General features: G+C 35.2%; 9 protein-coding genes. 8 read left to right on the top strand and 1 reads right to left on the bottom strand.

The window, feature by feature from the left end:
* Positions 1–9: 9 nt before the first annotated feature.
* From B5X55_RS09880 to B5X55_RS09845, 8 genes are all read left to right on the top strand, one after another.
* Positions 10–1,887 (top strand): RagB/SusD family nutrient uptake outer membrane protein, encoded by a 1,878-nt coding sequence (locus B5X55_RS09880; RefSeq protein ID WP_079512460.1) that lies wholly within the window; start codon positions 10–12, stop codon positions 1,885–1,887.
* Between the two features lie 36 nt (positions 1,888–1,923).
* Positions 1,924–5,313, top strand: coding sequence for a VCBS repeat-containing protein (locus tag B5X55_RS09875; RefSeq protein ID WP_234999707.1), 3,390 nt, complete (start codon positions 1,924–1,926; stop codon positions 5,311–5,313).
* 76 nt (positions 5,314–5,389) lie between these two features.
* Positions 5,390–6,688, top strand: coding sequence for a phosphatase PAP2 family protein (locus B5X55_RS09870; RefSeq protein WP_234999706.1), 1,299 nt, complete (start codon positions 5,390–5,392; stop codon positions 6,686–6,688).
* Positions 6,678–8,381 (top strand): CRTAC1 family protein, encoded by a 1,704-nt coding sequence (locus tag B5X55_RS09865; RefSeq protein ID WP_079512458.1) that lies wholly within the window; start codon positions 6,678–6,680, stop codon positions 8,379–8,381. The genes B5X55_RS09870 and B5X55_RS09865 overlap by 11 nt, the downstream gene beginning before the upstream one ends.
* A gap of 468 nt (positions 8,382–8,849) precedes the next feature.
* Positions 8,850–9,455: a TetR/AcrR family transcriptional regulator gene (locus B5X55_RS09860; protein WP_079512457.1), complete on the top strand. Its 606-nt coding sequence runs from the start codon at positions 8,850–8,852 to the stop codon at positions 9,453–9,455.
* Positions 9,456–10,796: a TolC family protein gene (locus B5X55_RS09855; RefSeq protein ID WP_079512456.1), complete on the top strand. Its 1,341-nt coding sequence runs from the start codon at positions 9,456–9,458 to the stop codon at positions 10,794–10,796. It begins immediately after the preceding gene.
* Positions 10,797–10,821: 25 nt separating this feature from the next.
* Entirely contained in the window at positions 10,822–11,988 is a 1,167-nt protein-coding gene (locus B5X55_RS09850) for an efflux RND transporter periplasmic adaptor subunit (RefSeq protein WP_079512455.1), read from the top strand.
* A gap of 6 nt (positions 11,989–11,994) precedes the next feature.
* The gene (locus B5X55_RS09845; protein WP_079512454.1) at positions 11,995–15,495 is read left to right on the top strand and encodes an efflux RND transporter permease subunit; all 3,501 of its coding nucleotides are present in this window, start codon (positions 11,995–11,997) and stop codon (positions 15,493–15,495) included.
* Between the two features lie 69 nt (positions 15,496–15,564).
* On the opposite strand, the gene B5X55_RS09840 is transcribed toward B5X55_RS09845, so the two are convergent.
* A complete protein-coding gene (locus B5X55_RS09840; RefSeq protein ID WP_079512453.1) occupies positions 15,565–15,912 on the bottom strand; it encodes a toxin-antitoxin system YwqK family antitoxin in 348 nt (115 codons plus the stop codon).
* Between the last annotated feature and the right edge of the window lie 14 nt (positions 15,913–15,926).

The following is a 15,926-nucleotide window of genomic DNA, read 5'->3' as shown; positions in this document are numbered from 1 at the left end:
AAAAAAATCATGAAAAAAAGAAAATTAGTGCTCTTAGGCCTATTAACGGTAGCCTTAATACCAATATCGTGTAATGAAGACTTTTTAGAGACACAACCCTTAGATTCTATATCAGCAGATGCTACTTGGGCAGATGGTGCATTGTCGCAAGCATTTGTATTTAATGTATATTCATCCCTTGGCTATGGTGGGTTTGAAGAAGAAGGATTGGCATCTTTAACGGATGAGGCAATGTTTACGCACTCTGGAAGAGGCATCAATGTAATTAACGAAGGATCTCTTTCTCCCTCAGGAACTGGGAACGTAAACATTATTCCACAATGGAACGAATTATATTTGGCGGTTCGTAAGGCAAATATTGCCATACAAGAATTACCAAACGCTACTTTTGATGATCAAAGTCTAAAAGATCGCTTACTTGGTGAAGCCCATTTTTTAAGGGCTTATTATTACCATCAATTAATGCGCTACTATGGAGGCGCACCACTAATTGAAACACCTTATGGTTTGGATGAAGACTATTCAGTAGGCAGAGGTACCTTTGCTGAAAATGTTGATTTCATTGTTTCTGATTTAGACCAAGCAATATCGTTACTAGATGGCAAGGACATTACCGCTGGTAGAGCATCTAAGTTAAGTGCTATGGGTCTTAAATCAAGAGTATTGATTTATGCAGCAAGTGACTTACGTGACGGCCCAACAGCAAGTGCTAAATCTTCAGTATTAGGAAGTTATTCTAACCTTGATTTAGTAGCGTATACTACTGGTGATAGAGCTGCACGTTGGAATACGGCTAAAGCAGCAGCTAAGGCTGTTTTAGATGAAACAACAGGTTACAAATTGGGTTTAACCGCACCTGCAACAGCGGAAGATGCTAAAGAAACTTATGTTTCGATTGCTATGGGTGGTGGAAGCGCTATAGGTGATCCGGCAGCAAGAGCAGAATTATTATTTGAACGTACACATACACCATTATTTACAGTAGAAAGTAATTGGCCTTTAGGTGGTATTCACCAAGGTATAAATAATGGTCCTAATGGTTATCATAACTGGGCAGGTAACACACCTATACAACAATTGGTTGATGATTATCAAATGATGGATGGTTCTGATTTTGACTGGAGCAATCCTGAGCATGCAGCTGCTCCTTATGACAATAGAGACCCAAGGCTTTCTGCAACTATTCTTTATGACGGTTCTGGATGGAAACCAAGACCATCAGATGTTGCTGCAATAGACCCTAATGATGAGATTCAAACCGGCACCTATGCCGATGGTTCTGGAGGAATAATAAATGGAGTTGATATGAGAGACTCTCCTATAGAGAACTGGAACGGTAGTAGAACAGGTTATTATGTTCGAAAGTTTATTGATGCAGATCCTGCTGTAGTAGACAACCAGTCTAGTGCACAAGTAGTTCCTTGGCCATTTATCAGATATACCGAAGTACTTCTTAATTATGTTGAAGCTTCAATCGCTACTGGAGATGAAGGTGAAGCTAGAAATTGGTTGAACAAAATTCGTTTTAGAGCAGGTATGCCTGCAATTACTTCATCCGGAACAGACTTATTGGAAGCCTACATAAACGAAAGAAGAGTTGAATTGGCATATGAAGAGCATAGATATCATGACGCAAGAAGATGGATGATAGCTGACCAAACTTTAGGTCGTGGCATTAAAGTAATGAAAGTTACTGCTACCCTAAAAGCAGGTGCTACTCCAAGAACTCCTTATCAATACGACCAAACAGTATATGATTATACCTATACCGTTGTAGACAATAATGATAACGAAACAAGAACTTGGGATGACAAAATGTACTACATGCCGATAAGTAGAGATGAAATTAACCGTAATGAATTATTAGTTCAGAATCCTGGTTATTAAATAAATTTATTGTTGAGTTAGTTTTAAATTGAGTTAATGAAAAAATCTATCCCTTTTTGGGATAGATTTTTTACTTTTAAGCAAATGGTAAAAAATCTAGTTTCCTTAGTTTTTATTTTATTTCTACTACTTCAAAGTTGTACAAATGAGATTAAAAAAGACGATAATACTTCTAAAATAGAAACCGATGAAAAAGCATCGCTTTTTACTCTTTTACCTGAAAGAGAAACAAATATTTCATTTCAAAATACCTTAAAGGAGGGTTTAAATGCCAATGTATTAGTTTATGAATACCTGTACAATGGTGGCGGTGTGGCTACAGGTGATTTTAATAATGACGGACTACAAGACTTATATTTTTCTTCCAATATGGGGGAGAATAAATTTTATTTAAATGAAGGCGGGTTTAAATTCAAAGATGTTACTGCTCTTTCGAAAGTTGAAGGAAGACCTGGTCCATGGAAAACTGGTATAACTTCTGCAGATGTAAATGGCGACGGAAAATTAGATTTGTATTTATGTTATTCAGGAGCCTTACCAGATGTTAAAAGAAAAAATCAACTTTTTATTAATCAAGGAAACGACGATAATAATATTCCTATTTTTAAAGAACAAGCTGAAGAATACGGGTTAGCGAGTGCGGCTTATAGCAATCAAGGTTATTTCTTTGATTATGACAAAGATGGTGACTTAGATATGCTTCTATTGAACCATAACCCTAAATCACTACCAGTTCTTAATGAAGTAAGCACCAAAGAATTTTTAAAAAAAGATGACCCCCTGCAAGGCACACGCCTTTTTGAGCAAAGAGAAAACAAATTTTTTGATGTTACTGAAAAATCGGGTATTAGTGGTTCTGCCCTAACTTATGGTCTAGGTATCGCTATAAGTGACATTAACAATGATGGCTGGCAAGATTTCTATATTTCAAATGATTATACGGTTCCTGATTATTTATATATCAACAATAAAAATGGCACATTTACAGACCAATTAGGTTCGCAAATGGGACATACGAGCCATTTCTCAATGGGTAATAATGTCGCAGATATAAATAATGATGGTTGGCAAGATATCTTCACTTTAGACATGCTACCTAAAAATAATAAACGTCAAAAATTATTACTGTCTCCCGACAACTATGAGAAATTCAATTTAAATATTAGAAGTGGTTTTCATCATCAGTATATGCGAAACATGCTACAATTAAATAATGGTGACAACACTTTCAGTGAAATTGGTCAGCTTTCTGGCATTTCAAATACAGATTGGAGTTGGGCTCCCCTATTCGCAGATTTTGACAACGACGGTTTTAAAGATTTATTTATCACCAATGGATATTACAGGGATTATACAAATCTAGACTTCATCAATTACATGGAAGATTTTGTGCAATCGAAAGGAAGGTTACAACGTCAAGATGTTTTAGAACTTATTAAAAAAATGCCTGCGTCAGACTTGACAAATTTCTATTACACCAATACCGATGGAATCAATTTCACAGACAACACTAAATATGCTGGTATAGACCAACCAGCAAACAGCAATGGGGCTATATATACCGATTTAGATAATGATGGCGATTTAGACTTAGTGGTCAATAACATAAACAAACCCGCTTTTATTTACCGAAATGATAGTTTTAAAAAGAATAATACATTTTTAAATATTGAACTTAAAGGAGAAAACAAAAATACCAATGGTATTGGAACAAAAATTAGTGCATTCTCAAACGGACACCTACAGGTTGTAGAGCAGATGCCAACTCAAGGTTATTTGTCAACCGTATCAACCATATTACATTTTGGTTTTGGAGAGAATGCCAAAATTGATTCATTATGGGTAGAATGGAATTCAGGTAAAAAAGAAACGGTAAAAGACATTTCAGCAAATAAATTGTTGGTTCTAGACGAAAGTACTGCTAGTCAATTAAAAACAGAGGTTGTTAACCCTGACTTACTATTTTCAAAAACAGAATCTCTAATCAACTTTAAGCATAAATCATCTACGATTAATGATTTTAAAAGACAATCGCTTTTATTAAAGCAACTATCTCATGATGGTCCGCCAATGACAAAGGCAGACCTAAACAATGATGGTCTTGAAGATATTATAGTAGGTGGTGGTGCAGGGCAAGCCGCTAGTTTGTTTCTCCAAACTAAATCAAAGAAATTTATTCAAAAAGATGTTCCAGATTTTGAGCTAGACAAGAATAGTTTTGATACTGATATTGCCGTGTTCGATGCAAATGCAGACGGTAATTTAGATGTCTATATTGCAAGTGGGGGGTACCACGATTTCGCTGAAACTGATCCCAAATTACAAGACCGACTTTATCGAGGTAATGGAAAAGGTGATTTTATAAAAACTGAATCGGCTTTACCGATTATGAAAGTAAGTACAGGAACAGTTTCCGTATCTGACATCAATAACGATTCATTCATCGATATTTTTATAGGTGGCTATGTTGTTCCGGGTAGATATCCAGAAATACCTAGGAGCTTTATTTTAATTAACGATGGCAAGGGTAACTATACAGATCAAACAAAAGACATTCAACCAGCTCTAGAAAACCCTGGTATGATTACAGACGCAGCTTGGGCGGATATGGATGGCGACATGATAGAAGACCTTGTCCTATTAGGAGAGTGGGCTCCCATCTCAATATATATAAACAAGAATGGAAAATTGTTAAATGAAACCAATAGATTTTTCGAAGAACCCTTATCTGGACTATGGACCAGCCTTAAACTAACGGATTTAAATAAAGATGGAAAGCCAGATATAATTGCTGGAAATATCGGTACTAATACCCAATTTAAATTAAGCGTTCAGACCCCTGCAGAATTATACTATTCAGATTTCGATAATAATGGCTCTATAGACCCAATATTAAATTTTTATGTTGACGGTAAAAGCTACCCATACTTAACAAGAGATGAGCTTTTAGGTCAGTTATCTGGTTTACGCCAGCGCTTTACAAGCTATGAGAAATATTCAGACGCGGGTATGTCCGACTTCTTTAATGAAGCCGAATTACAAAATGCCAAAAAACTATCGAGTACGCATCAAGAGACTACCGTATTACTGAGCACAGTTGAAGAAAAGTACGAAATGGCAACATTACCCCTGCAAGCTCAATTTTCACCAATTTCAGAAATATTAACTACTGACTTTAATAAAGACGGCAATATTGATATTTTATTTCTAGGCAACAACGACTATTATAAATTAAGAATAGGAAAATTTGACGCTAACTACGGCACTGTCCTTTTCGGTGATGGTAAAGGGAATTTTAACTATGTTACCCAAAGTAATTCAGGTCTTTCTATAAAAGGAAGTAACACCCATGCATTACTAATAAATGACGAATTAATATTTACCAGTTATGGGTTGTCTACCGAGACTTACAAACTGTTAAAATAGCTTTATTTATACAATGACTGTTTCAAAAAAGAAAATAATACACAGATTGCCCCTATTTCTTCTGCTCATAATATTGATGGCATGTTCTACAACAGAACAAGCTAAACTCAACGATAAAGATGTAGCTATGGAATGGGCGAATATGACTTTGTACATTACCCGATACACACCTTCTAACTCCCCTACTTTTGCCTCAAGAGCATTTGGCTATATAGGGCTTACAATGTATGAATCGATTGTTCCTGGTTTTGAAGAATACAACTCAATGAATGGGCAACTAAAAGGTCTTGTATCACTTCCTGATATTGACCCTACAAAAGAATATAACTGGGCACTTTCCTTAAATGCAGGGCAATCAGAAATTTTAAAGAAAATATACGTTCAAACATCCGAAGAAAATATTCTAAAAATTGATTCGCTTGAACAAGTTGTTTTTAATCAATTTCAACAAGGTATTGATAACGAAACAGTTTTACGTTCTGTCGCATTTGGAAAATCAGTGGCTAATACAATCTTTGAGTGGTCAAAAACCGATGGTGGTCATAGAGGGTATCTTCATAATTTTGACAAAACCATGGTACATCCAGATAGACCGGGATCTTGGAAACCACCATTATTCGCACAATCTTTTAGCCATCACCCATTACACCCACATTGGGGTGAAAATAGGACTTTCGCATCAATTAATGAGACAATATCTGACCCACAAATAATTCCGTACGACACTACTCCGGGTTCACCTTACTATAAACAATTTGAAAATGTTTACCATAAGGATTTAGAATTGACCCAGCTTGAAAAAGAAGCTGCCATTTGGTGGGGCGATGACCCCGATGTGAGTTTTACACCACCAGGGCATTCCTATTACTTTGCAACTTTAGCGCTAGATGGTCATGATTCTACAATGATAGAATGTGCACAAGTGTTTGCTCAAGTAGGCATGGCCGTAGCAGATGCCTTTATCAATTGTTGGAAATGGAAATATCAGTTCTTTACAGAACGGCCAAATACCTTTATACCTAAATATATTGATGAAGAATGGGAATCATTTTGGCCAGACCCACCTTTTCCATCTTTTCCTTCAGGGCATGCAATTCAAGCTGCAGCTGCGGCCACTATTTTAGAACATAATTTCGGAAAAAAATTCACATTTACCGACAAAGCTCATGAAGGTAGGGAGCGAGATGAACTCAAAGAGACCGATTTTGTTATTAGATCCTTTGATACTTTTTGGGAAGCTGCCCAAGAAACTGCAGATTCTAGATTTTATGGTGGTATTCACACACAGTTAGATAATGAAGTAGGACTTGAAAAAGGGATAGAAATAGCAAAAAATGTATATGACTTAGAGTGGAAAAAAACAGATGAAAAATAACTTAATCATAAAAACGATACTCCTTAATCTCTTCTTTCTTTCTTTAGGATTGAAAGGCTTAGCACAACAAACATTTACCGACATTACAGAACCTTCAGGTATTGACCATGAATACCAAGTTTATGAAGGTACTTTTGGCGGAGGCGTTACGGTGTTTGATGTAAATAATGATGGTTTCGAAGACCTTTACATAACCGGCGGAATAAAATCGGATAGGCTATATCTAAATAATGGAAATGGAACTTTTAAAGATATATTTAAAGGCTCTGGATTGGAGGTGACAAATGACTACGTAACCCAAGGTGTGGTTAGTGCTGACGTTGATAAAAATGGGTTTAGAGATTTATTCATTACAACAATTACTACCACAGATGGCAAAAACGTTATTCCAAGGGCAAAAAACTTATTATTCTTAAATCAAGGTGACTCTACTTTTAAAGATGTTACCGATGCATATGGCTTAGAAGATTTAAACTCCTTTAGCACCGGACCTAGTTTTGGAGATTTTAATGCAGATGGATACCCTGACCTATTCGTTGGTAATTATTTTCAAGAATTCACTGGTAAGCTAGGAGTTATTAAAGATGCAACCATAGTGAGCGCTAACCAAACAGCTAAAAGCTATTTATTACAAAACAACGATGGCGAAAAATTTGAAAACGTTTATGAAGATTATGGTTTAGGCCATAAAGGTTTTGGTTTCGGTGGTGTATTTACAGATTTCGACAATGACAAAGACCAAGATTTATTGGTGAATCAAGATTTTGGATATAAAGCAGTGCCAAATTTTCTTTACAGAAATGAATATCCTAGTGAGCATTTCGAAGATGTTAGCAAAGAAACAGGCATGGACCTTAAAATTAATGCCATGGGCGCAGCAGTCGGTGATTATAATAACGACGGTTGGATGGATTATTATATTACCAACATTAAGTTCAATATGCTAATGGAGAACCAGGGTAACGATTTGCCCTTTATTGACAAAGCAAAAGAACTAGGTACGTACAATTTAGCTATAAGTTGGGGTGCTAATTTCGCGGATTTTGACCACGATGAAGATTTAGATTTATTTGTTTCAAATGGAGATCTAAACCCGAATTGTACACCAATGGGTAATTTCTATTTCGAGAATAATGCAAATACCTTTACTGAGAAAGGAAGAGAATTAGCCATCAATGATTATGGTATCGGTAGAGGTTCTGTGATTTTTGATATGGACAATGATGGGGATATGGATTTGTTGGTAGTAAATCAAAAACCCATATTAAATTATCCTATTCCGTCTACAACGAAGCTCTTTCGAAACGACATAGCCAAAGGCAATTGGCTGAAAGTGGCACTTAAAGGTATAGATGCAGAAGCTAATGGTATTGGTTCAAGAGTATCCATTATTGCAAATGGTAAAAAAATAATTCGTGAAATAGATGGCGGCGGATCAAGCCATCTTTCTCAAAATTCAGTGATAGCACATTTTGGTTTGGGCGCCAGTTCAGTGGTCGATTCTGTAATTGTAGATTGGACAGGTGGTAAACAACAAATAGTAACCCAAGTAGATGTAAATCAACAATTAGATATAGTAGAATCAAATATCCCAGCAAAATACCAATCTTATTTTTGGTACTATTTAAGTGTCATAGTATTACTTATAATAGCTTATTTTTTATATCGCAAAAGCATGCTAGTAAAAAAATAAAGGTGCTTTATTTCAAAAAAAAGCAAAATCTTTCCCCAAAAATGCATAAGCCTTCAAAGTTTGCGTCTTTATAACTGAAGACCAATTGAAAAACCCTTGAATGGCATCCAATCAAGAAAATAATACTAACCTGAACAGTTTCTTTTGAAGAAGAATATAGCTCGCTTAGGCGCTATATTAAATCTAAAATCATATTTAGATTTGGTGGGGGAAATAGCCACAACACACATAAAAAAACTAAAAAGCGATTCAATGTCAACCCATGTAGCTCAATTAGAAAAGATTTTTCACAATTGAAGTATTACGATGAATATAGGGAAAAGGAAGGCAATAAAGCATACAAGAATTATGTAGACCGAAATCATTCTATCGACAATTTGTGATAATTATGGGGGAATATTAAATAATTGTAAAACTTTGGAAACTTTTTTAGTTTTTAAAGTTTCCTGTCCTATATTTGCACCCGTTATGAAAGAAAAAATTCGCGACGCCGCATCAGATTTATTTTTAGAGCGCGGCTTTAAGAGCATTACAATGGATGATATTGCCAATGAAATTGGCATTTCTAAAAAAACTATTTATAGTGAATACAGCAATAAAACGAGCTTAGTAGAAGATTGTGTGATGAATAAATTTTGCCATTTAAGCGATGGTATTGATTTAATTATAGCAATGGATAAAAATGCTATTGAAGAGCTTTACGAAATTAAAAAATATGTAATGTCTCACCTGAACGACGAGAAAAGCTCTCCGCAATTTCAATTGATGAAATATTATCCTAAAATTCATAAAAGTCTAAAACTAATGCAGTTCGAAAAAATGCATAAATGTGTATTATCGAATGTAGAACGCGGTTTAGAACAAGAATTATTTAGGGGTAATATAGATCCCGAGTTTATTGCGAGAATATACTTTACAGGTATGAACAGCATTAAAGACCAAAACATATTTCCTTTACCCCTATTTCCGGTTTCAAAATTAATGGACTCATTTTTAGAATATCACTTAAGGGGAATTGTTACTCCTAAAGGGAAAAAAATATTAAACCTAATCATCAATTCAAATCAATTATAAATGCGAAATCAATTAACACTACTATTAACGCTACTTAGCTTAAGTTTTAGTTACACACAAGAACAGACCTATAGTTTCACATTAGAAGAAGCTATACAATTTGCATTAGAAAACAATTATGCAGCCATTAATGCAGATAGGGATATTATTGATGCCCAAAAACAAAAATGGGAAACCATTGCTGGCGGTCTACCACAAATAAATGGAGACATTAGTTATCAAAATCAATTAAAGCAACCAGTAAGTGTTATTCCTGCGGAAATATTTGGAGGCGAACCAGGCACTTTCGCTGAAGTAGTTTTTGGCCAACCACAAACCGCAACTGCAACCGCTACATTACGTCAACAAATTTTTGATGGCTCATATATTGTAGGCGTACAAGCAACGAAAGCATTTTTAAGTTATAGCGCAAATAATAAAGAAAAAACAACCTTAGAAGTTAGAAAACAAGTTGTAGAAGCTTACGGAAATGTATTACTAGCCAAAGAAAGTGTTCAAATTCTTGAGAAAAATAAAGTTACTCTTGAGAAAAACCTTTACGAAACTTCAAAACTTTACGAAAACGGGCTCGGAGAACAAGAGAGTGTAGATCAGCTTCAGATTACACTTTCATCCATCGAAAACCAATTACAGAACGCAATAAGATTACAAGAAATCACCCTTCAAATGTTAAACCTTAGTATGGGCCTAGATTTAACAGCCCCTACAAAACTTAAAGAAAACCTTGAAGACTTAACGGTTGCAAAAATTGATTTGGGAATTCTTAATTACGACTTTAATCTAAACGAAAATGTTGATTTTAAACTTGCGGAGAATCTTAACCAACAGCGGTATTATGAATGGAAATTAGCCAAAAGCCGTGCACTACCTACATTGAATGCTTTTGTTAATTATGGAAGCAGTGCTTTTTCAGATAATTTTAGTTTTTTGAATGGAGAACAGCAATGGTTCGATTCATCGGTAATGGGTTTTGACCTAAGTATTCCTATTTTCAGTTCACTTAAAAGAAGTGCCAGTACACAACGTGCTAAAATTGCCTTAGAAAAAGCTAAGTCTCAATTAACAGAAGCAGAACAGCAAATTAGATTGCAGTTAGAGAATGCAAAAAATAATTACACCCTTGCTATTGCCAATTACGAGACTGCAAAACAAAATCTCACCCTTTCTGAACGTATCGAAAATAAAAATCAGATAAAATATAAAGAGGGTCTGGCAACAAGTTTTGAACTGAGACAAGCCCAAACACAACTATACACAACACAGCAAGAATTTCTACAATCTATGGTAGAGGTAATTAATAAAAAGACCGAATTAGAAATCATTTTAAATACAAAAGCCTAAATAATCAATCATTAAAAATATAATCATGAAGAAAGTAATAGTATTATTAATTGTAACCATCAGCCTATTTTCTTGTGGCGGTGGAGACCAATCGGTAAGTGGAATTATTGAAAAACGCAACCTAGAAGAAATAAGAGCTAAGAAGACCGAAATCACTCTTCAACAAAATCAAATTGAAGCGCAACTTAAATCATTAGATTCGGCTATAGCAATTTTAGGCAGTGAAGAAAAATTACCACTAGTAAATACATTGACTGCTAAGAAAGAAGTTTTTAATCATTATCTAGAATTACAAGGTGATGTTAGCACAAAACAAAATGTATTGATTTACCCAGAAATGGCAGGTACACTTCAAAAAGTATATGTAAAAAAAGGCGATAGAGTATCTAAAGGACAATTATTGGCTACCATAGATGATGGGGGCATGTCTAGTCAACTAAGTCAATTAAAATCTCAAGCTACACTTGCGAAAACTACGTTTGAACGCCAAGAACGTTTGTGGAAACAGAATATAGGTTCAGAAATTCAATATTTACAAGCAAAAACTAACTACGAATCATCAGAAAATATGGTTTCCCAGGCGCAAAGTCAATTAGGAAAATCTAGTATAAGAGCTCCTTTTTCAGGTATCATAGATAATGTTATAAAAGATCAAGGTACCGTAGTAGCACCAGGTCAAGGTTCAGAAGTGTTTCGTCTTGTAAACCTATCTGATATGTTTATTGAAGTAGAAGTGCCAGAAACTTATTTAGGTAGTGTTGTAAAGGGTAAAGAAGCTTTAGTGTATTTTCCTGTATTGGACGATAGTATTACCACAAAGATTAGAGAAACAGGTAATTTTATAAATCCATCGAACAGGTCTTTTGAAGTTGAAATTCCAGTTCCAAATAAAGAAGGTAAGATTAAGCCTAACCTTACGGCAAAGGTTAATTTAAATGATTATACCAATGAAAATGCCATATTAATACCAACCAGTATTATATCTGAAAATGCGGAAGGCGACCAATATGTATTCGTTGCCATGGAACCAAATGCAGACAATGAAGCAGTGGTAAAAAGGACCATCATTTCAACTGGTAAAACACAAGGAGCAAAAATAGAAGTACTAACTGGCCTAGAAGATGGGAACCTTATTATAAAAGAAGGTGCTCGTAGTGTAAAAGATGGTCAAAAAGTAAAAATTAAAAATTAAAAATCGATGAGCAAAGTACAAAAAAACGCTGATAAAGAATTCAGTTTATCGTCTTGGGCCATTGATAATCCATCAGTTATTTATGTAATGATTGGCATATTTTTATGGTTAGGCTTCAATGCCTATATGGCCATGCCTAGAGAAGATTTTCCAGAAATTGTAGAGACTAAAATTTACATTAGCACCCCTTACCCTGGTAACACAGCTGAGGATATTGAAAAACTAATTACAGACCCATTAGAAGATAGATTAAAGAACATTAGTAATGTGGTCGAAGTCACATCTACTTCGCAAGAAGATTACGCTGTTTTAACGGTAGAATTCGATGAGGAAATTACCGTTGAGCAAGCTAAGCAAAAAGTAAAGGATGAGGTCGATAGTGAAAAGGCAAGTGAAGACTGGCCTACCTTTAATGGCGCCAAAGTTGAGCCCAATGTTTTTGACTTAAACTTTTCTGAAGAAGTTCCTATTATGAACATCAACTTTACTGGTGACTACCCTGTAGAAAAGTTAAAAGAATATGCAGAATACTTACAAGACGAAATTGAAGATCTTCCTGAAATTAAAAAAGCAGATATTCGTGGAGCTCAAAATAAGGAAGTAGAAGTTGCTGTTGATATTTATAAAATGATGGCTGCTAAAATTAGTTTTCAAGATGTTATTAGTGCTATTAGCAACGGTAACATGACGATGTCTGCGGGTAATCTTAAAACCGTTGGGCAAAGACGTACGATTCGTATTTTAGGGGAAATAGAAAATCCGAATGAACTTAAAAACTTTGTAGTTAAATCTGAAAACGGGGCGGTTTATTTAAAAGACATTGCAAGTATTAACTTTAAGGCAAAAGATAAAACCACGTATGCCCGCGAATTCGGTGACAATGTGGTTATGCTCGATGTTAAAAAAAGAGCAGGTAGAAACTCTATTTCTGCAGCAGATAAAATAAAAGAAATTGTTAAGAATGAGAAAGCAAATTACTTTCCACCAGACCTTAACATTTCTATTGCAAACGATTCCTCTACCCGTACATTGAATCAAGTAGATGACTTGGTGAACAATATTATTTTTGGGATTATCCTTGTTGTTACGGTGTTAATGTTTTTCTTAGGATTTAGAAATGCCCTTTTTGTTGGTTTCGCTATACCGATGTCAATGTTTATGTCATTTGTAATACTCTCATGGCTTGGATACACCCTAAACACCATGATTCTCTTCGGAATGATTATGGGTCTAGGTATGTTGGTGGACAATGGTATTGTGGTGGTTGAAAACGTGTATCGTCTTATGGACGAAGGTATGCCACGTATCGATGCCGCTAAAAAAGGTATTGGCGAAATAGCCTACCCTATTATAATTTCAACAGCAACAACCGTAGCTGCATTTGTACCGTTAGGTTTATGGCCAGGAATATTTGGTCAATTTATGATCTATTTTCCTATCACACTTTCAGTAGTTTTAGGTTCATCGTTATTTGTAGCAATTTTCATGAACTCGATGCTTGTTTCTAAATTTATGAGCACCGATGAAAAAGAACTTACCCTAAAGCAGCTCATAAGAATGAGTGTAATTTTAGGCGTTTTAGGTACATTAATATTAGTATTTGGTGGTGCAATGCGTGGTTTAGGCTCTGTTTTAATTTTAACAGGAATCATGTTCTGGGCCTATAAGTATGTAATTAAGGGCACTGCCATCAAATTCCAGAAAAAAACGATGTCACGTTTTGAAAATTGGTATGAACGTCGCTTAAAACATGCACTAAATGGTCGTAATGTTTATTTGTATTTTGGTTTTACCTTTATGTCCCTGATAGGTGTATTTGTCTTGTTTTATTTTTCATTAATTAGTGGCCGTACCAAAATTGAATTTTTCCCAGATAATAAACCGAATGAAATATATGTCTATGTAGAATATCCTGAAGGGACATCTATTGAGAAAACCAACGAAATCACTCTAGAGGTTGAAAAGCAAGTTTATGCAATAATGGATGATGAGAAATACAAGAAGAACGGAGAAAACTTTATGATGGCATCTGCTGTTTCTGTTGTAGGTGAAGGTGCAGGTAACCCACTAACCGATGGTGGTTCTTCTGCAGAAATGCCACACAAAGGAAAAGTTACGGTAAACTTTAGTGAATTTAAATACCGTGAAGGATTAAACACCGAAGACATTCGTGGCCGTGTTCAAGCAGCACTTCAAGGAATTTACCCTGGTGTTGCTATTTCAGTTGAGAAAGATGCTAATGGCCCACCGGCCGGTTTCCCAATCAATATTGAATTAGAAGGTAAAGATTATGATGAATTGATTAATACCGCTGAAGACATTAAAAACTTCATTAACACCAAAAATATTGCTGGTATTGAAGAATTGAAAATTGATGTAAACAAAGGCAAACCATCTATGCAAGTAATCGTTGATCGCGAAAAAGCAGGTGAATTGGGCGTAGCAGTAGGTCAGGTTGGTAATCAATTAAGACGCTCTATTTTTGGAGAAAAAGCAGGTGTTTACAAAGAAGACGGTGATGATTATGATATTAACATACGCTTCAACGAAGATTTAAGGTATAATAAAAGTGCACTTTTCAATCAAAATATCATTTTTAGAGATCCCGCTAATGGTCAAATTAAAGAAATTCCTATTTCTGCAGTTGCAACTGAAAAAAACACCTCTGGGTTTAGTGCCATTAAACACCGTGATGGTAAAAGAGTGGTTACTGTATATTCTGGATTAAAACCAGGGTTCACAGATGCTGGTGCAATTGTAAGTGAAATTCAAAGAGAAATGCAAAGCTTTGAGGGCACACCAGATACTATTAAAATCGATTACACAGGTCAATTAGAAGAACAAGAGAAACAACAAGCGTTCTTGGTAGGTGCCTTTTTCTCTGGCCTAGGATTAATCATGCTTATTTTAATATTTCAATTCGGTGGTATTTCGAAACCATTAATAATTATGATTGCCATTTTCTTAAGCTTTATTGGCGTATTTGGAGGATTAATGATAACAGGGTGGTCTTTCGTAATTATGATGACCATGATGGGTATTATCTCTTTAGCGGGTATTGTCGTAAATAATGGGGTGGTTCTCCTCGACTACACCCAGATTCTCGTAGATCGTAAAAAGGTTAGATTAGGTATGGATGATAGCGACCTTTTAACTATTGATGATGCTACAGATTCTATGATTGTAGGTGGTAAAGCTAGGTTAAGACCCGTAATTTTAACAGCAATTACCACTGTTCTTGGGTTAATACCTTTAGCTATCGGTCTTAATATCGATTTCTTTTCGCTATTCTCAGAGTTCAACCCTAAAATTTATATCGGTGGAGATAACGTTATTTTCTGGGGACCATTGGCTTGGACAGTAATCTTCGGATTAATTGTGGCAACCTTCTTAACCCTAATTATTGTGCCAGTATTATTCAATATTGTATACCGTATTAAAATAAAGTTTAGAGGCACAGGAGATAAAAACGATGAAGAAAAAGAGCAATTGAGCAATGTTGCTTAATTGCAACTACTTTTTAAAAAGCAAAAAGCCCGTATCTAACGATACGGGCTTTTAAATATGTAGTTATTGTTATTTATTTACTGCAACAGGCTCTTTTGTTTTAGCATTGGTAACACTAGCAATTCTGTTATTATCAAAATTCACTTCTTTTTTTACGTCACCTTCCCAAAATAACCATTTCCCAGATTTAACTCCGTTCTCATAATTCCCTATGGCAATTTTATCACCTTTCACATTAAACATTTTCCACTCACCTTCTAATCTCTCGTTTAAAAAGTAACCTTGTTGAGACACTTCTCCATTTGCATGAAAATACGTTGCTTTTACCATATCTCCTTCTTTTTCAAAGGTTGGATCAACTTGAGCATACGTTGCAAAAGACAATGCCATTACGGCCAAAATCAGTATTTTTTTCATGATCTATATTTTTT

The sequence above is a fragment of the Maribacter arcticus genome (assembly GCF_900167935.1).
Taxonomy (GTDB): Bacteria; Bacteroidota; Bacteroidia; order Flavobacteriales; family Flavobacteriaceae; genus Maribacter; species Maribacter arcticus.
Note: the sequence above shows the minus strand (reverse complement) of the source record. Positions and strands in the feature narration are given on the sequence as shown.